The organism is Pseudomonas sp. NPDC087803, from assembly GCF_044742995.1.
GTDB lineage: Bacteria > Pseudomonadota > Gammaproteobacteria > Pseudomonadales > Pseudomonadaceae > Aquipseudomonas.
Map to the genome: position 1 here is coordinate 19,137 of NZ_JBIUVO010000051.1, position 17,580 is coordinate 36,716.

Annotated in this window: 14 protein-coding genes and 1 pseudogene; 9 read left to right on the forward strand and 6 right to left on the reverse strand. The window is 62.6% G+C overall.

Going from position 1 to position 17,580, the window contains the following annotated elements:
• Positions 1-145: 145 nt before the first annotated feature.
• From ACIOUG_RS20650 to ACIOUG_RS20675, 6 genes are all read right to left on the reverse strand, one after another.
• Complete coding sequence (locus ACIOUG_RS20650) at positions 146-955, reverse strand: ABC transporter permease (protein ID WP_007967757.1); 810 nt, start codon at positions 953-955, stop codon at positions 146-148.
• Positions 945-1,880 carry an ABC transporter permease gene (locus ACIOUG_RS20655; protein WP_045122310.1) on the reverse strand — a complete coding sequence of 312 codons (936 nt, stop codon included), beginning with the start codon at positions 1,878-1,880 and terminating at the stop codon, positions 945-947. The genes ACIOUG_RS20650 and ACIOUG_RS20655 overlap by 11 nt, the downstream gene beginning before the upstream one ends.
• 1 nt (position 1,881) lies before the next feature.
• Positions 1,882-2,919, reverse strand: coding sequence for an ABC transporter ATP-binding protein (locus tag ACIOUG_RS20660; protein WP_401068290.1), 1,038 nt, complete (start codon positions 2,917-2,919; stop codon positions 1,882-1,884).
• Between the two features lie 223 nt (positions 2,920-3,142).
• Positions 3,143-4,294, reverse strand: a complete 1,152-nt coding sequence (ydcS, locus tag ACIOUG_RS20665; protein WP_096795797.1) for a putative ABC transporter substrate-binding protein YdcS — start codon at positions 4,292-4,294, stop codon at positions 3,143-3,145.
• Between the two features lie 85 nt (positions 4,295-4,379).
• Positions 4,380-5,837, reverse strand: coding sequence for a gamma-aminobutyraldehyde dehydrogenase (locus tag ACIOUG_RS20670; protein ID WP_401068308.1), 1,458 nt, complete (start codon positions 5,835-5,837; stop codon positions 4,380-4,382).
• Positions 5,838-5,967: 130 nt separating this feature from the next.
• Positions 5,968-6,882, reverse strand: coding sequence for a LysR family transcriptional regulator (locus ACIOUG_RS20675; protein ID WP_007967749.1), 915 nt, complete (start codon positions 6,880-6,882; stop codon positions 5,968-5,970).
• Positions 6,883-7,074: 192 nt separating this feature from the next.
• Between ACIOUG_RS20675 and ACIOUG_RS20680 the strand changes: the two genes are divergently transcribed.
• The 9 genes and pseudogenes from ACIOUG_RS20680 to ACIOUG_RS20720 all read left to right on the forward strand — a co-directional run.
• Positions 7,075-7,797, forward strand: a complete 723-nt coding sequence (locus ACIOUG_RS20680) for a tellurite resistance TerB family protein (RefSeq protein ID WP_401068294.1) — start codon at positions 7,075-7,077, stop codon at positions 7,795-7,797.
• Between the two features lie 365 nt (positions 7,798-8,162).
• The gene (locus tag ACIOUG_RS20685; protein ID WP_401068295.1) at positions 8,163-9,785 is read left to right on the forward strand and encodes a methyl-accepting chemotaxis protein; all 1,623 of its coding nucleotides are present in this window, start codon (positions 8,163-8,165) and stop codon (positions 9,783-9,785) included.
• Positions 9,785-10,303: a chemotaxis protein CheW gene (locus ACIOUG_RS20690; RefSeq protein WP_401068297.1), complete on the forward strand. Its 519-nt coding sequence runs from the start codon at positions 9,785-9,787 to the stop codon at positions 10,301-10,303. The genes ACIOUG_RS20685 and ACIOUG_RS20690 overlap by 1 nt, the downstream gene beginning before the upstream one ends.
• On the forward strand, positions 10,300-11,577 hold the full coding sequence (locus tag ACIOUG_RS20695) for a CheR family methyltransferase (protein ID WP_401068299.1): 1,278 nt from the start codon (positions 10,300-10,302) through the stop codon (positions 11,575-11,577). The genes ACIOUG_RS20690 and ACIOUG_RS20695 overlap by 4 nt, the downstream gene beginning before the upstream one ends.
• The gene (locus tag ACIOUG_RS20700; RefSeq protein ID WP_401068301.1) at positions 11,574-12,269 is read left to right on the forward strand and encodes a chemotaxis protein CheW; all 696 of its coding nucleotides are present in this window, start codon (positions 11,574-11,576) and stop codon (positions 12,267-12,269) included. Before ACIOUG_RS20695 ends, ACIOUG_RS20700 begins: the two co-directional genes overlap by 4 nt.
• Positions 12,266-14,551, forward strand: coding sequence for a hybrid sensor histidine kinase/response regulator (locus tag ACIOUG_RS20705; RefSeq protein WP_401068303.1), 2,286 nt, complete (start codon positions 12,266-12,268; stop codon positions 14,549-14,551). The genes ACIOUG_RS20700 and ACIOUG_RS20705 overlap by 4 nt, the downstream gene beginning before the upstream one ends.
• Positions 14,548-15,558 carry a chemotaxis response regulator protein-glutamate methylesterase gene (locus ACIOUG_RS20710; RefSeq protein WP_401068305.1) on the forward strand — a complete coding sequence of 337 codons (1,011 nt, stop codon included), beginning with the start codon at positions 14,548-14,550 and terminating at the stop codon, positions 15,556-15,558. The genes ACIOUG_RS20705 and ACIOUG_RS20710 overlap by 4 nt, the downstream gene beginning before the upstream one ends.
• A 48-nt stretch (positions 15,559-15,606) precedes the next feature.
• Complete coding sequence (locus ACIOUG_RS20715; RefSeq protein WP_401068306.1) at positions 15,607-16,608, forward strand: diguanylate cyclase domain-containing protein; 1,002 nt, start codon at positions 15,607-15,609, stop codon at positions 16,606-16,608.
• Positions 16,609-16,833: 225 nt separating this feature from the next.
• Positions 16,834-17,580, forward strand: a pseudogene (locus ACIOUG_RS20720) (PCRF domain-containing protein); the annotation flags it as partial.

Sequence of the window (17,580 nt, forward strand, 5' to 3'; positions counted from 1 at the left end):
TTGTTCTGTCGAAACCGGATCCCGTGTAGGAGCTGCCGCAGGCTGCGATCTTTTGATCTTTTGATCTTGATCTCCAAAGCAACATCAAAAGATCGCAGCCTTCGGCAGCTCCTACAGGGATTCGGTTTGTTCAGTGGTTATTCGGTTATTTCCCACCGCTGCCCGCGACGCTCTCGCCACCCCGGGTCAGGTAATACGCCCCCAGGATCGGCAGCATGGTCACCATCATCACCAGCATGGCGACGACGTTGGTCACCGGCACATCCCGTGGGCGGCTGAGCTGGTTGAGCAGCCACAGCGGCAAGGTGCGTTCGTGGCCGGCGGTGAAGGTGGTGACGATGATCTCGTCGAACGACAGCGCAAAGGCGAGCATGCCGCCGGCCAACAGCGCCGAGCCGAGGTTCGGCAAGATGATGTAGCGGAAGGTCTGCCAGCCGTCGGCACCGAGATCCATCGAGGCCTCGATCAGGCTGTGCGACGTACGACGCAGGCGGGCGATGACGTTGTTGTAGACGATCACCACGCAGAACGTCGCGTGACCAACGATGATGGTGAACATCCCCGGCTCGATCCCCAGCGTCTTGAACGTCGCCAGCAGCGCGATCCCGGTGATGATCCCCGGCAGGGCAATGGGCAGGATCAGCATCAGCGAAATGCCCTGCTTGCCGAAGAAGTCGCGACGGTACAACGCTGCCGAGGCGAGTGTGCCGAGCACCATCGCAATCAATGTGGCGATGGCGGCGATTTGCAGCGAAAGCTTGATCGCCTCCAGTACATCCGGCCGCGAAAACGCCACGCTGAACCAGTGCAGGGTGAAGCCCTTTGGCGGAAAGCTGAACGCGGCTTCCTCGGTGTTGAAGGCGTAAAGGAAAATGATCAGGATCGGGAAGTGCAGGAACACCAACCCGCCCCAAGCGGCGATGCGCAGACCCAATGAAGCCTTTTCAGAGTGCATCGAAGGCCCCCAGACGTTTGACGATGGACAGGTAAACCGCGATCAACACAATCGGCACCAAGGTGAACGCTGCGGCCATCGGCATGTTGCCGATCGCACCTTGCTGCGCGTACACCATGCTGCCGACGAAGTAGCCCGGCGGCCCGACCAGTTGCGGCACGATGAAGTCGCCCAGGGTCAGCGAAAACGTGAAGATCGAACCCGCCGCGATGCCCGGAATCGACAGCGGCAAAATCACCTGCATGAAGGTCTGGCGCGGCTTGGCGCCGAGGTCGGCGGAGGCCTGCAGCAGCGACGGCGGCAGACGCTCCAGCGAGGCTTGAATCGGCAGGATCATGAACGGCAGCCAGATGTAGACGAACACCATGAACCGCCCCAGATGCGAGGTCGACAAGGTACTGCCGCCCACTCCGGGAATGCCGAGGATGAACTGCAACACCGGTTCCAGTCCCAGGTGCTGGACGAACCATTGTGCGACGCCGCCCTTGGCCAGCAGCAGCGTCCAGGCGTAGGCCTTGACGATGTAACTGGCCCACATCGGCATCATCACCGCGATGTAGAAAAACGCCTTGGTCTTGCCGGTGGTGTAGCGCGCCATGTAGTAGGCAATCGGGAACGCGACGATGGCGCTGGCGATCGACACGACGATGGCCATGCTCAGCGTACGCAGGATGATGTCGAAGTTCGACGGCTGGAACAGCGCGGCAAAATTCGCCAACGTCAGGTCAGGGGTGACCGCCATGGTGAAGTCGTCGAAGGTGTAGAAACCCTGCCACAGCAGCACCAGCAGCGAGCCGAGATAGATCGCGCCGAACCATAACAACGGCGGCACCAGCAGCAACGACAGATACAGATTCGGCTTGCGGTAGAGCAGGTTGGAAAACCGCCGCAACGGCGGTGCCTGGGTCATTGCGAGCGTGCTCATGTCAGACCCCGCTCGTAACGGTGTCATGCAGCGGGATCATCGCTTCCCGCGCCCAGCGAGCGCTCAGACGCTGGCCGGTCTGGTGCTGCGCGCTGCTGTCGATCCACTGATTGTTGGCGTGGCTGATGCTCAGGGTCTGGCCGTTTTCCAGCTTCAGTTCATAGCGCGTGGCGCTGCCCTGATACTGGATGTCGTGAAGCAGACCGCTGACTTCGATTTCATGGCTGGCGAGCGGGCCTTCGGCGAAACGCACGTGCTCCGGGCGGATCGAAAACGGCTGCGGATGGCCGCTGAGCTGGCGCGCCAGATCGCCGCGAATCACGTTCGAGGTGCCGACGAATTCGGCGACGAAGGTGGTGGTCGGTTTCATGTACAGATTGCGCGGGGTGTCGACCTGTTCGATGCGGCCCTTGTTGAACACTGCCACGCGGTCGGACATCGACAGCGCTTCGGTCTGATCGTGGGTGACAAAGATGAACGTGATGCCGAGCTGGCGTTGCAGTTTCTTCAGTTCACTCTGCATCTGCTCGCGCAATTTCAGGTCGAGCGCGCCCAACGGTTCATCGAGCAACAGCACCCGTGGGCGATTGACCAGGGCGCGGGCGAGGGCGACACGCTGGCGCTGACCGCCGGACAACTGCACCGGTTTGCGTGCGCCGTAGCCACCGAGGGCGACCATGTCCAGCGCCTCTTCGGCGCGCTTGTGGCGCTCGGTTTTGCTCACGCCTTTGACCTTCAAGCCATAGGCGACGTTGTCCAGCACGTTCATGTGCGGGAACAGTGCGTAATCCTGGAATACGGTGTTTACATCACGTTGATACGGCGGCAGACCGGCGGCTTCGGCGCCGTGAATGCGGATCGAGCCGGCGCTCGGTTGTTCGAAACCGGCGATCAGGCGCAGGCAGGTGGTCTTGCCCGAACCGGAAGGGCCGAGCATGGAAAAGAACTCGCCGTCCTGGATGTCGATGGAAACCCGGTCAACGGCTTTCACTTCGCCGAACTGCCGGGAAACGTTGGTGAACTGGACTGCAAGCGTCATGGTGCGGTGCTCCAAAAAAGCACGGGCCGTCGCAGCGGTCCTCGCTTGGACTTCTGAAAAATCTGAATCTTGTTTCTTGTGGCGAGGGAGCTTGCTCCCGCTGGAGTGCGCAGCACTCCCGGATTGGCCACATGCGATCTGACTGGCAGACCGCATTGACAGGTCTCGGGGCGGCTTCGCCACCCAGCGGGAGCAAGCTCCCTCGCCACAGGTGAGCGGCGTGTCAGCGGCCGCCCATGATCGCGATGTAATCCTGAGTCCAGCGGCTATAAGGCACGAACTTGCCGCCTTCAGCCTGCGGGGTTTTCCAGAAGGCGATCTTGTCGAACTGGTCGAAGCCATTGGTCTTGCAACCCTCGGCGCCAAGCAGTTCGCTCTCCTTGCACGCCGCCGGCACTGCGGGCAACGAACCGAACCACGCCGCCACGTCGCCCTGGACTTTCGGCTGCAGCGACCAGTCCATCCACTTGTACGCGCAGTTCGGGTGCTTGGCCTCGGCGTGCAACATGGTGGTGTCGGCCCAACCGGTGGCGCCTTCTTTCGGGATGGTCGAAGCGATCGGCTGTTTCTCGTTGATCAGGCCGTTGACCTGATACGGCCACGCGCTCGACGCCACCACACCTTCGTTCTTGAAGTCACTCATCTGAACGGTGGTGTCGTGCCAGTAGCGGTGAATCAACGGCTGCTGCGCGCGCAGCAGATCGAGCACGGCTTTGTACTGCGCTTCGGTCAGTTGATACGGATCCTTGATCCCCAATTCAGGCTTGGCGGTTTTCAGGTACAGCGCCGCGTCGGCGATGTAGATCGGGCCGTCATAGGCTTGCACGCGGCCTTTGTTCGGTTTGCCGTCGGGGAAATTCTGCGCATCGAACAGTACGTTCCAGCTGGTCGGCGGCGTCTTGAATACGTTGGTGTTGTACATCAGCACGTTCGGGCCCCACTGATACGGGGTGCCGTAGGTCTGGTTGTTGACCACGTACCACGGCGCATCTTTCAGCCGTGGGTCGAGGGTTTTCCAGTTCGGGATCAACGCGGTGTTGATCGGTTGCACACGCTTGCCGACGATCAGGCGCAACGAGGCATCACCGGACGCAGTGACCAGGTCGTAACCGCCCTTGGCCATCAGGCTGACCATCTCGTCGGAGGTGGCGGCGGTCTTGACGTTGACCTTGCAGCCGGTTTCCTTCTCGAAACCGCTCACCCAGTCGTAAGCCTTGTCGCTCTCGCCACGTTCGATGTAGCCCGGCCAGGCCACGATATCCAGCTGACCTTCGCCGGCGCCGACAGCCTTCAGCGGCTCGGCAGCTTGCAGGCTGGCGCTGGCCAGCAAGGCTGTGGTGATTGCACTGAGCAGTGCGGTCTTGTGCACGAACATGGTTGAACCCTCTTCTTTAAATTATGGTCGGGGCAGTTGTGAACGCGGTGAAGCCATGCCGTTTTGCGGCTTGTTATTAGCGTAGTCAGAGATGCTGGCCGTGGCGGGCCATGATGTGCCGCACCACGCTGTAGTCCTGCAACGAATCACTGGATAAGTCTTTGCCGTATCCAGAGCGTTTCAGCCCGCCATGGGGCATTTCGCTGACCAGCATGAAATGGCTGTTGATCCAGGTGCAGCCGTACTGCAAACGGGCGGCGACCTGCATCGCCTTGTCCAGATTCTGCGTCCATACCGACGACGCGAGGCCGTATTCGGAGTCGTTGGCCCAGTCCACCGCTTGCGCGAGTTCGTCGAAGCGGGTCACGGTCACCACCGGGCCGAACACTTCGCGCTGGACGATTTCATCCGTCTGTTTGCAACCGGCCAGCAACGTCGGCTGGTAGAAGAACCCGGCGCCGGAATGCACCGCTGCGCCGGTCACCCGCTCGATATGCGGCTGGCCGAGGGCGCGCTCGACGAAACTGGCAACACGGTCGCGTTGGCGGGTGCTGATCAGCGGGCCGATCTCGTTGTCGGCATCGCGCTTGCCGGCGAAGCGCAGGCTGCTCACCGCTGCGCCGAGCTCGGCGACCAGTTTGTCGTGAATGCCTGCTTGCGCGTAAATCCGGCACGCAGCGGTGCAGTCCTGCCCGGCGTTGTAGTAACCGTAGGTGCGCACGCCGTCGACCACCGCTTGAATATCCGCATCGTTGCAGACGATCACCGGGGCCTTGCCGCCGAGTTCCAGATGCGTGCGCTTGAGGGTTTTTGCCGCCGCCTGAAGGATCTTCTGCCCGGTGACGATATCGCCGGTCAGCGAGACCATGCGCACCTTGGCGTGCCCGACCAGATGGCTACCGACGCCTTCACCGCCACCGCAGATGATGTTGATCACTCCGCGTGGCAGGATCTCGGCCAGTGCTGGCGCCAGTGCGAGGATCGACAGCGGCGTGTGTTCGGATGGCTTGAACACCAGGGTGTTGCCGGCGGCGAGGGCGGGAGCGATTTTCCACGCGGCCATCATGATCGGGTAGTTCCACGGCGCAATCGAGGCCACCACGCCAAGCGGATCGCGGCGCACCATGCTGGTGTAACCCGGCAGGTATTCGCCGCTGAGCTGACCGGTCTGGCAGCGCACGGCGCCGGCAAAGAAGCGGAACACGTCGACGGTGGCGGTCAGATCGTCCTGACGCGCCAGGTGCAGCGGCTTGCCGCAGTTCAAGGATTCGAGGCGGGCGAGGTAGTCGGCGTGTTTTTCCACCGCGCTGGCGATGTCCAGCAGCAGGTTGGAGCGTTGTTGCGGCGTGGTGCGCGACCATTCGGCAAAGGCGCGATGGGCGGCGAGGATTGCCGTTTCGACTTGCTCGGTGCTGGCCTCGGCAATGTGGGTGAGGATTTCACCGGTGGCCGGGTTGAGGATCGGTTCGACAAAACCTTGCCCGGCGACCAGTTCGCCGTCGATCAACAACGCGGTACACATCGGGGTCTGCACGCCAGCCATTTTCCGCGATCTCTTTTCTTGTGTGGTCATCGTTGCTCCCGTGCCCGGGAGCCGACCGTCTTATAGATGCAGCAAGACTAGTGCGCGGCTCCGAGGTCGACAAATTCTAAATACTGAAGGTGGCATTCGATTAAATAGATGGCTTGCGTCCGCCGTGCGGCTGCTCGCGGGCCACGGTCAGAAATGGATCGACCAGAGCGGGGCGCGCAGTACCGCGGCGCCAGGCCAGACCGACGTCGAGGGTCTGGTTGAGGTCGGCAATCGGCCGCGCTTCGATGATGTCGCCCTCCAGTGACCACGGGCGGTAAGTCATGTCCGGCTGGATCGATACGCCCAGACCAGCAGCGACAAGGCTTCGCACGGCTTCGGTAGAGGCGGTGCGCAGGGTGATCTTCGGTTGCAGCCCGGCGCCGCGCCACAGGCGTTGGGCGTTGCGATCCATTTCGTCGACGTTCAGTTGAATCAGCGGCTCGCGAGCGACGTCGGCGAGGTTGATGCTGTCGTGCTCCAGCAAAGGATGCTGGGCCGGCAGCCACAGACGGTGCGGCGAGTGGGTCAGCACTTCGGTCTGCAGGGCGTGACGGTCTTCGAGGTTGGAGAGGATCAGCACGCCGACATCGATCTCGCCGCTGACCAACAGGTGCTCGATGTAGGGGCGCTCGTCCTCCATCACCCGGATCTCGACATTGGGGTAGGCGCGCTGAAAACGGGTGAGCAGATCGGCGAGGTAGTAACCGGCGACCAGACTGGTCACGCCGACAATCAACTGCCCGGCGACCTGATCGGTGCTCTGTTGCAGGCTGCGCTTGGCGTTATCCACCGTGGCCAGAATCAGGTGCGCCTGCCGCAGGAACTGGTGGCCCTGGTGAGTCAGGGTCATGCCCTTGGCGTGGCGGCTGAACAGGCTGACGCCGATTTCCTCTTCCAGTTGCTGGATCGCCAGGGTCAACGTCGATTGGGAAATGAACGCGGTTTGCGCCGCCGCGGAAATCGAGCCGGTCTCGGCTACCGCGATGAAGTGACGGATCTGACGCAGTGTCATCATGAGCAGGGTACCCGGTGGGCGGTTTTTATAGATTGGCTGGAGTGTATATCTATTTTCACGAAGGGCTATTGCCAGTGCCTGTGCAGGAAAGTGAGCAACATCTGGAAGCACACTCGCCGGCCGCTCTGGGGCACTTTCGAACTAGGCTGAGGGCCTGATAGATCCGGATAACCCCAGTTTTGGAGGCGGAACATGAACACCCGTGGATTGCTCGATCAACTACTCAAGTCCGGCCAGGATCTGTTGCAGAACAAGGCCGGTAGCGCGCAGAACAAACCGGCGGCTGGTGGCCTGGGCGGTTTGCTTGGTGGGTCTTCAGGCGCTGGTGCGCTGGGTGGCCTGCTCTCGGGGGCGGGCGGTGGCGCATTGGCTGCCGGGGCGATGGGCCTGCTGCTCGGCAGCAAAAAAGCGCGCAAGGTCGGCGGTAAAGTTGCGGTCTACGGTGGCCTCGCTGCCCTTGGTGTGCTGGCCTATAAGGCTTACGGCAACTGGAACGCGCAAAAAGGCACCGCCCCACAAAACGAACCGCAGACGCTGGATCGACTGCCACCCGCGCAAGCCGAGCAACACAGCCAGGCGATTCTCAAAGCCCTCGTTGCAGCGGCCAAAGCTGACGGCCACATCGACGACCGCGAGCGCCAGTTGATCGAAGGCGAGTTCACCCGACTCGACAACGATCAGGAACTGCAACACTGGCTGCACGCCGAACTCAACAAACCCCTCGACCCAGCCGATGTCGCCCGCGCCGCCAGTACGCCGGAAATGGCCGCGGAGATGTACATCGCCAGTGTGATGCTGGTGGATGAGGAAAGCTTTATGGAAAAGGCCTATCTGGAAGAGTTGGCGAAGCAGCTGAAGCTGGAGCCGGGCTTGAAGGTAGAGCTGGAGAAACAGGTGCGCCAGGTGTCGTTATAGAACTGCACGAACACGGTACTCATGTAGGAGCTGCGGCACGCTGCGATCTTTTGATTTTTAAAACCAACATCAAAAGATCGCAGCGTGCCGCAGCTCCTACAGGGTTTTGGGCCAGAGCCGAATTTTGCAGGAGTGAGCCTGCTGGCGATTGCGTTTCCAGCCTCACAACGACAGCGATGGCCGATCCAGCGCCCCCTTTTGCCGTTTCATCACTGGCACGCCAGCCCCGGATTGTCGGACAGTCCCACCCCAGAGCCTTCCCGCCCACCACGTCGGGCGGGCCCGAGGGTTAAAAAGCGTCTTATAAATGAAACACCGCCCTCGGCTATACTCCCCGCATTTCGACTTAGGCACGAGGAATCACTGTGAAGAACTGGACGTTGCGCCAACGCATTTTGGCGAGCTTTGCGGTGATTATCGCCATCATGTTGCTGATGGTCGTTGTCTCGTATTCACGCTTGCTGAAGATCGAGGCCAGTGAAAGCAGCGTGCGTGACGACGCGGTTCCCGGCGTCTATTACAGCTCGATGATTCGTGGCGCCTGGGTCGACAGCTATCTGCAGACCCAGGAACTGCTGGGACTCAAGGAAGGGCAGGGCATCAGCAGCGAAGACGCGGCGGACTACAAGGCGTTTGAGACGCGCCTGCAAGAGCAGATGGCCAACTACCGCAACACCGTCACCACCGACGAAGACCGGGTCGAGTTCGCCGCGTTCGAGAAAGACCACGACGTCTACATGCAGATCCAGGATCAGGTGCTCGACCTGCACAAGCGCAACCTGGAAGCCGAAGCGGTCAAGCTGTTCACCGAGAAGCTGACCCCGGCCTGGTACACCGGTCGCATGAAACTCAACGACATCATCGGTGAGAACAAGAAAGTTGCCGATCAGGCCATGGCTAACATCGACGAGGCGGTAGCGGCGGCCAAGGTCAGCATGTTCGTCTCGCTGTTGGTGGCGGTGCTGGCGGCCGGTGCCTGCGGTCTGCTGCTGATGCGCGCGATCATGGCGCCGATGAACCGCATCGTGAAGATTCTCGAAATTATGCGTACCGGCGACCTGAGCAGCCGTCTGAACCTCGATCGCAAGGACGAGTTCGGCGCGGTGGAAACCGGCTTCAACGACATGATGGCCGAGCTGACGTCGCTGGTGTCCCAGGCCCAGCGTTCCTCGGTGCAGGTGACCACTTCGGTGACCGAAATTGCCGCCACCTCCAAGCAGCAACAGGCCACCGCCACCGAAACCGCGGCCACCACCACTGAAATCGGCGCGACCTCGCGGGAGATCGCTGCCACCTCGCGGGATCTGGTGCGCACCATGACCGAAGTGTCCACCGCCGCCGATCAGGCCTCGGTGCTTGCCGGTTCCGGCCAGCAGGGCCTGGCGCGCATGGAAGACACCATGCATTCGGTGATGGGCGCGGCCGATCTGGTCAACGCCAAACTGGCGATCCTCAACGAGAAGGCCGGCAACATCAATCAGGTGGTGGTGACCATCGTCAAGGTCGCCGACCAGACCAACCTGCTGTCGCTCAACGCCGCCATCGAGGCCGAGAAGGCCGGCGAATACGGTCGCGGTTTTGCCGTGGTCGCCACCGAAGTGCGGCGTCTGGCGGATCAGACCGCCGTCGCCACTTACGACATCGAACAAATGGTCCGCGAGATCCAGTCGGCGGTGTCTGCCGGCGTGATGGGCATGGACAAGTTTTCCGAAGAAGTGCGCCGGGGCATGGCCGAAGTGCAGCAGGTCGGCGAGCAGCTGTCGCAGATCATCCATCAGGTGCAGGCGCTGGCGCCGCGGGTGTTGATGGTCAACGAAGGCATGCAGGCCCAGGCCACCGGTGCCGAACAGATCAACCATGCGCTGGTGCAGTTGGGCGACGCCAGCAGCCAGACCGTCGAGTCTCTGCGTCAGGCCAGTTTCGCCATTGACGAACTCAGCCAGGTGGCCGTCGGGCTGCGCAGTGGCGTTTCGCGATTCAAAGTCTGATGAGCGAAATCACCGCCAAACGCAGCGCTGCGCCCGTGGCGAAGCAGGCGTTGTTCCTGCTGTTTCGCATCGGCAGCGAGCGCTACGCCTTGCGCGCCACCGAGGTGGCGGAAGTGCTGCCGCGCCTGCCGTTGAAGCCGATTGCCCAGGCGCCGAACTGGGTCGCCGGGGTGTTCGCCTACCGGGGAGCGGTGGTGCCAGCGATCGACCTCAGTGCGCTGACCTTTGGTCATCCTGCCGAGGCGCGCACCAGTACCCGGCTGGTGCTGGTGCATTACCGCCCGGATGAACTGCAGCCGCCGCGCTGGCTCGGGCTGATCCTTGAGCAGGCGACCGACACCCTGCGCTGCAACCCCGAAGATTTTCAGCCGTATGGTCTGGACAATCGCCAGGCGCCGTACCTCGGCCCGGTGCGCGAAGATGCCCAGGGGCTGGTGCAGTGGGTGCGGGTCAACGACTTGCTGGATGACGCGGTGCGCAGCCTGCTGTTTCCGGCGCCGCTCGAGGCGCAGTCATGAGCAGCGACCAGCGTTTTTTCGATTTCCTCAAGGAACGCATCGGTCTGGATGTCGCTTCGGTGGGCCCGGCGATCATCGAGCGGGCGGTGCGTCAGCGCACCACGCTTTCGCAAGCGGCGCACAGCGATGAATACTGGCAACTGCTGCAAGGTTCGCGTGACGAACAGCAGGCGTTGATCGAAGCGGTGATCGTCCCCGAAACCTGGTTTTTCCGTTATCCGGAATCCTTTGCCACGCTCGGCAAGCTGGCGCGCAAGCGTCTGGACCAATTGAACAATATGCGCGCGCTGCGCATCCTCAGCCTGCCGTGTTCCACCGGCGAGGAACCCTATTCGATTGCCATGGCCTTGCTCGATGCCGGTCTCAAGCCGCATCAGTTCAAGGTCGACGGCATGGACGTCAGCCCGCTGTCGGTGGACAAGGCGCGGCGGGCGCTGTACGGCAAGAACTCGTTTCGCGGTCAGGATCTGGACTTTCGCGAGCGTCATTTCAGCGCCGAGCAGGACGGACATCGGGTCAGCGAAACCGTGCGCGAACAGGTGCGTTTGCAGACCGGCAACGTGCTGGATCCTGCGCTGCTGGCCGGTGAGGCGCCGTTCGATTTCGTGTTCTGTCGCAACCTGCTGATCTATTTCGATCAGCCGACCCAGAGGCAGGTGTTCGAAGTGCTCAAGCGCCTGACTCACGTTGACGGCGTGCTGTTCATCGGCCCCGCCGAGGGCAGTCTGCTCGGGCGCCTGGGCATGCGTTCGATCGGCATCCCGCAGTCGTTTGCCTTCAGTCGCCACCAGGAGCCGCTGCCCGAGCCGGTGTCTTTGCCGACGCCCACGCCGTTACCGGTGCGCCAGCCGTTGCGCAGTGCGCCGCCGCCAGCGCCAGTGGTGCGGCAGCGTCCGTTTGCCAGCGTCGCACCGTTGCCCGTCAGCAGCAAAAGCGCCAACCCGGACGCGGCGACCTTGCTCGCCAACATTGCCGCGCTGGCCAACGAAGGCAAGAGCGCCGAGGCTCGCGCGGCATGCGTGCAGTACCTGCGCAGTCACGAACCGGTGGCCCAGGTGTTTTACTGGCTCGGCCTGCTCAGCGATGTTGCCGGCGCCGCCCTCGAAGCCCAGAGTCATTACCGCAAGGCCTTGTACCTTGAACCGCAACACCCCGAAGCGTTGATGCACTTGGCCGCCTTGCTGCAGGCCCAGGGTGACAGCGCCGGTGCCAGACGATTGCAGGAACGCGCCGCCCGCAGCGGCCGCACCGCCGACAGTGAGCGTAAACGATGATCGCGTCCGACACCTTGAACGTCACCCACGAAGACGCCCGGGCCATCGATGATTGCTGGAACCGCATCGGCATTCATGGCGACAAGTCGTGCCCGTTGCTGGCCGAACATATCCATTGCCGTAACTGCGCGGTGTATTCCGCCGCCGCCACGCGTCTGCTCGACCGTTATGCATTGCAGCAGGACGAGCGCGACCCGGTCGCCGTGGCGGTCGAAACCGATGTGAAAACCCGTTCGCTGCTGATGTTCCGCCTCGGCGAAGAATGGCTGGGCCTGGCCACCCGCAGTCTGGTGGAGGTGGCGCCGCTGCAGGCGATTCACTCGTTGCCGCATCAGCGTTCGCGGGCCTTGCTCGGTGTGGCGAACGTGCGCGGGGCGTTGGTCGCCTGCCTGTCGCTGGTCGAACTGCTCGACCTGGACGGCAACGCCGCACCGGCCAGCGGCGCGCGGATCATGCCGCGCATGCTGATCATCGCCGCCCACGGCGGGCCAGTGGTGGTGCCGGTGGACGAAGTCGACGGCATCCACGCCATCGACGAAAAAATTCTCGACGCCGCGTCGCGTGCCGGCGGTGAGCACAACAGTACGGCCAGCGCCAAATACACCCGTGGGGTCCTGCAATTCCGGGGGCGCAGCCTGCGTTGGCTGGATGAAGAACAGCTGCTGTCCGCCGTGACCCGGAGCCTCACATGACCCCCGAGCAAATGCGCGACGCCTCGCTGCTGGAGCTGTTCAGCCTCGAAGCCGAGGCCCAGACCCAGGTGCTCAGCAGCGGGTTGCTGGCGCTGGAACGCAATCCGACACAGGCCGATCATCTGGAATCGTGCATGCGCGCCGCGCACTCGCTCAAGGGCGCGGCGCGGATTGTCGGGATCGACAGCGGCGTCAGCGTCGCCCACGTGATGGAAGATTGTCTGGTCAGCGCTCAGGAAGGGCGGCTGTTGCTGCGCCCCGAACACATCGACGCGTTGCTCCAGGGCACCGACCTGTTGATGCGCATCGCCACGCCGGCCAATGCCCCGCAACCGGCGGACATCGAGGCGTACGTGGCGTTGATGGGGCAACTGCTCGATCCATCGGCGCCCCCCGCGATAGCCGCGCCGCCCATGGCCGAATTGCAGTTGCAGGCACCGTCTGCACCGATTGAAATCCCGGCGCCATTGACCGAGACACCGCTGGAAACCGCCGACCCGGCCCCGCGCAAGAACAAGCGCACCACCGAGGGTGGCGAGCGGGTGCTGCGGGTCACCGCCGAGCGCCTCAACAGCCTGCTCGACCTGTCGAGCAAATCGCTGGTCGAAACCCAGCGCCTCAAACCGCATCTGGCGACCATGCAGCGCCTCAGGCGCATGCAGAACAACGGCCTGCGGGCGCTGGAAAGCCTCAATGTGCACCTCAAGGAACATGCGCTGAGCCTTGAGGCCCAGGAAGCCCTTGAGGATGCGCGGCGCTTGCTGGCCGAATCCCAGCAATTGCTCGCGGAAAAGAACGCCGAGCTCGACGAGTTCGCCTGGCAAGCCAGCCAGCGCGCCCAGGTGCTCTACGACACCGCGCTTGCCTGCCGCATGCGTCCGTTTGCCGATGTCCTCACCGGGCAAGTGCGCATGGTTCGGGATCTGGGGCGCAGCCTCGGCAAGCAGGTGCGGCTGGAGATCGAAGGCGAAAAGACCCAGGTCGATCGCGACGTATTGGAAAAACTCGAAGCGCCGCTGACTCATTTGCTGCGCAACGCGGTCGATCACGGCATCGAAACCCCGGAACAACGCCTGCTCAAAGGCAAGTCTGAAGAAGGCCTGATCCGTCTGCGCGCCTCGCATCAGGCCGGTTTGCTGGTGCTGGAATTGAGCGATGACGGCAATGGCGTCGATCTGGAAAAGGTTCGCCGCAGCATCGTCGAACGCCAATTGTCGCCAGCCGAAACCGCCGCGCAGTTGAGCGAAGAGGAACTGCTGACGTTCCTGTTCCTGCCGGGCTTTAGCTTGCGCGACACGGTCACCGAAGTGTCCGGACGTGGCGTCGGTCTCGATGCGGTGCAGCACATGGTCCGGCAGTTGCGCGGTGCGGTGGTGCTGGAGCAGACGGCAGGCGAGGGCAGCCGCTTTCATCTGGAGGTGCCGCTGACCCTGTCGGTGGTGCGCAGTCTGGTGGTGGAAGTCGGCGAGGAGGCCTATGCGTTTCCGCTGGCGCATATCGAGCGCATGTGCGATCTGGCGCCACAGGACATCGTGCAGATCGAGGGCCGCCAGCATTTCTGGCACGAAGGCCGGCACGTCGGGCTGGTCGCCGCCAGTCAGTTGTTGAATCGTCCGGCCAGTCAGAGCAGCGGCGAAACCCTCAAGGTCGTGGTTATCCGCGAGCGCGATGCGGTCTACGGCGTGGCGGTCGAGCGTTTTGTCGGCGAGCGCACGTTGGTAGTGTTGCCGCTGGATGAGCGACTGGGCAAGGTTCAGGACATTTCCGCCGGCGCCTTGCTCGACGACGGTTCAGTGGTGCTGATCGTCGATGTCGAAGACATGCTGCGGTCGGTGGACAAACTGCTCAATACCGGGCGTCTGGAGCGCATTGCCCGCCATGGCAATCAGGCTGCGGAAGTGGCGCGCAAACGGATTCTGGTGGTCGACGACTCGCTGACCGTGCGCGAGCTGCAACGCAAGCTGCTGCTCAATCGCGGCTACGACGTGGCGGTCGCGGTGGATGGCATGGACGGCTGGAACGCGCTGCGTTCGGAGGACTTCGATTTGCTGATCACCGACATTGACATGCCGCGCATGGACGGCATCGAACTGGTCACCCTGTTGCGCCGCGACAACCGCCTGCAATCGCTGCCGGTGATGGTGGTCTCGTACAAGGATCGTGAAGAGGACCGGCGCCGTGGACTCGACGCCGGCGCCGACTATTATTTAGCCAAAGCCAGTTTTCATGACGACGCCCTGCTTGATGCAGTGGTCGAGCTCATTGGAGGAGCGCGGGCATGAAAATCGCAATCGTCAACGACATGCCCCTGGCGGTGGAGGCTTTGCGCCGTGCGCTGGCCTTCGAGCCGGCGCATCAGGTGGTCTGGGTCGCCAGAAATGGCGCCGAGGCGGTGCAACTGTGCGCCGAAAACACCCCGGATCTGATCCTGATGGACCTGATCATGCCAGTGATGGACGGCGTCGAGGCCACCCGGCGGATCATGGCCGAGACCCCGTGCGCCATCGTTATCGTCACGGTCGACCGTCAGCAGAACGTGCACCGGGTCTTCGAAGCCATGGGCCACGGCGCGCTGGACGTAGTCGATACCCCGGCCATTGGTGCGGGGAACGCGCAGGAAGCGGCGGCGCCGTTGCTGCGCAAGATCCTCAACATCGGCTGGCTGATCGGCGAGAAGACCCCGCGCTCGCGTCCGGTGCCGACGCCCCACCGCAGTTTGGCGTCGTGCGTGCGTCTGGTGGCGATCGGCTCGTCTGCCGGCGGACCGGCCGCGCTGGAAGTGCTGCTCAAAGGTCTGCCACGCAATTTCTCCGCAGCCATCGTGCTGGTGCAGCACGTGGATCAGGTGTTTGCTGCGGGCATGGCCGAATGGCTGGCCAGCGCCAGCGGTCTTGATGTGCGCCTGGCCCGTGAAGGCGAGCCGCCGCAGGCCGGCGCGGTGCTGCTGGCCGGCACCAATCACCATATCCGCTTATTGAAAAACGGCACGCTGGCCTACACCGCCGAGCCGGTCAACGAGATCTACCGACCTTCGATCGACGTGTTTTTCGAAAGTGTCGCCAGTTATTGGAACGGCGACGCCATCGGGGTTTTATTGACCGGAATGGGACGCGACGGGGCGCAAGGGCTTAAGCTCATGCGCCAGCAGGGTTATCTGACCATCGCGCAGGACCAGCAAAGCAGTGCGGTCTACGGCATGCCCAAGGCAGCAGCGGCCATTGATGCTGCCGTCGAAATCCGTCCACTGGAAAAGATAGCGCCACGGTTGCTGGAGGTTTTCCCCAAATGAACAGGCTATTCCGCAATCCTGGCCCCCGCAGTACTCAGGTGACCGCCCATGAATGATTTACAGATCGACGACATTAAAACCGACGAAAACGCCGCCATGGTGTTGTTGGTGGACGATCAGGCGATGATCGGCGAAGCCGTGCGCCGTGGGCTGTCGAATGAAGAGAACATCGACTTCCACTTCTGCTCCGACCCGCACCAGGCCATCGCCCAGGCGGTACGGATCAAGCCGACGGTGATTCTGCAGGACCTGGTCATGCCCGGCCTCGACGGCCTGAGCCTGGTGCGCGAGTACCGCAATCATCCGGCGACCAAGGACATCCCGATCATCGTCCTGTCGACCAAGGAAGACCCGCTGATCAAGAGCGCGGCGTTCTCGGCCGGGGCCAACGATTATCTGGTGAAGCTGCCGGACACCATCGAACTGGTGGCGCGCATCCGTTACCACTCGCGCTCCTACATGACCCTGTTGCAGCGGGATGCGGCGTACCGTGCGTTGCGCGTCAGCCAGCAGCAGTTGCTCGACACCAACCTGGTGCTGCAACGGCTGATGAACTCCGACGGCCTGACCGGGCTGTCCAACCGCCGGCACTTCGACGAGTACCTGGAGCTGGAATGGCGCCGGTCGTTGCGTGATCAGAGCCAGTTGTCGCTGCTGATGATCGACGTCGATTACTTCAAGTCCTACAACGACAGCTTCGGTCACGTTGAAGGCGATGAAGCCCTGCGCAAGGTCGCCACGGCGATCCGCGACGCCAGCGCCCGACCGTCTGATCTGCCGGCGCGCTACGGCGGTGAAGAGTTCGCCCTGGTGCTGCCGAGCACCTCGCCGGGCGGCGCTCGCCTGGTGGCGGAGAAACTGCGCCAGACCGTGGCGGCGCTGAAGATTCCGCACAACACCCCGGGCGAAGGGGCGAGCCTGACCATCAGCATAGGCCTGGCGACCATGGTGCCGCAGGCGGGCAGCGATTGCCGGCTGCTGATATCGGCAGCGGATCGCGGGTTGTACCTGGCGAAGAACAATGGCCGCAATCAAGTCGGTATCGAATAGGTTCGCAATCTCCTGTGGGAGCGGGCTTGCTCGCGAATGCGGTGCGTCATTCAGCATTGATGTCGACTGATACTCCGCCTTCGCGAGCAAGCCCGCTCCCACAGGGGGGCTGCGTCAGACCATGTCAAGTGAATCGCCTTAACAGCCGCCAGACGGGCTGCCGTGACAGCGTGATTACGTTATACTCGCCGGCTTTCAAAAGTTCGCCAACGAGTGCTGCCCGTCATGGAAATCAACCCGATCCTGAACACCATCAAGGACCTGTCCGAGCGCTCCGAAACTATTCGGGGGTATCTTTGACTACGATCAAAAGCATGAGCGTCTGACCGAAGTCAATCGCGAGCTTGAAGATCCGAGTGTCTGGAACAAACCTGAATACGCCCAGGAACTGGGCCGCGAGCGCTCGGCGCTGGCGCAGATCGTCGACACCCTCGACGAACTGAACGGCGGTCTGGCCGATTGCCGCGACCTGCTGGACATGGCTGTCGAAGAAAACGACGAAGGTGCAGTGGGCGATGTCGTCGCCGAACTGGCCCGTCTCGAGGAAAACCTCGCCAAGCTTGAATTCCGTCGCATGTTCAGCCACGAGATGGACCCGAACAACGCCTACCTGGACATCCAGGCCGGTTCCGGCGGCACCGAGGCCCAGGACTGGGCCAACATCCTGCTGCGCATGTACCTGCGCTGGGCGGACAAACGCGGTTTCGACGCGACCATCATGGAACTGTCGGCCGGTGAAGTCGCCGGTATCAAGGGCGCGACCGTGCACATCAAGGGTGAATACGCCTTTGGCTGGCTGCGTACCGAGATCGGCGTGCACCGTCTGGTGCGCAAGAGCCCGTTCGACTCCGGCAACCGTCGCCACACCTCGTTCTCCGCGGTGTTCGTCTCGCCAGACATCTACGACTAGCTCGTAATCGAAATCAACCCGGCTGTCATTCGGATCTTCACGTATCGTTCCTCCGGTGCCGT

Coding starts and splice junctions, on each gene's coding strand:
- ACIOUG_RS20650 (WP_007967757.1), bottom strand. CDS start 955: ATGCACTCTGAAAAGGCTTCATTGGGTCTGCGCATCGCCGCTTGGGGC.
- ACIOUG_RS20655 (WP_045122310.1), bottom strand. CDS start 1,880: ATGAGCACGCTCGCAATGACCCAGGCACCGCCGTTGCGGCGGTTTTCC.
- ACIOUG_RS20660 (WP_401068290.1), bottom strand. CDS start 2,919: ATGACGCTTGCAGTCCAGTTCACCAACGTTTCCCGGCAGTTCGGCGAA.
- ydcS (WP_096795797.1), bottom strand. CDS start 4,294: ATGTTCGTGCACAAGACCGCACTGCTCAGTGCAATCACCACAGCCTTG.
- ACIOUG_RS20670 (WP_401068308.1), bottom strand. CDS start 5,837: ATGGCTGGCGTGCAGACCCCGATGTGTACCGCGTTGTTGATCGACGGC.
- ACIOUG_RS20675 (WP_007967749.1), bottom strand. CDS start 6,882: ATGATGACACTGCGTCAGATCCGTCACTTCATCGCGGTAGCCGAGACC.
- ACIOUG_RS20680 (WP_401068294.1), top strand. CDS start 7,075: ATGAACACCCGTGGATTGCTCGATCAACTACTCAAGTCCGGCCAGGAT.
- ACIOUG_RS20690 (WP_401068297.1), top strand. CDS start 9,785: ATGAGCGAAATCACCGCCAAACGCAGCGCTGCGCCCGTGGCGAAGCAG.
- ACIOUG_RS20695 (WP_401068299.1), top strand. CDS start 10,300: ATGAGCAGCGACCAGCGTTTTTTCGATTTCCTCAAGGAACGCATCGGT.
- ACIOUG_RS20700 (WP_401068301.1), top strand. CDS start 11,574: ATGATCGCGTCCGACACCTTGAACGTCACCCACGAAGACGCCCGGGCC.
- ACIOUG_RS20705 (WP_401068303.1), top strand. CDS start 12,266: ATGACCCCCGAGCAAATGCGCGACGCCTCGCTGCTGGAGCTGTTCAGC.
- ACIOUG_RS20710 (WP_401068305.1), top strand. CDS start 14,548: ATGAAAATCGCAATCGTCAACGACATGCCCCTGGCGGTGGAGGCTTTG.
- ACIOUG_RS20715 (WP_401068306.1), top strand. CDS start 15,607: ATGAATGATTTACAGATCGACGACATTAAAACCGACGAAAACGCCGCC.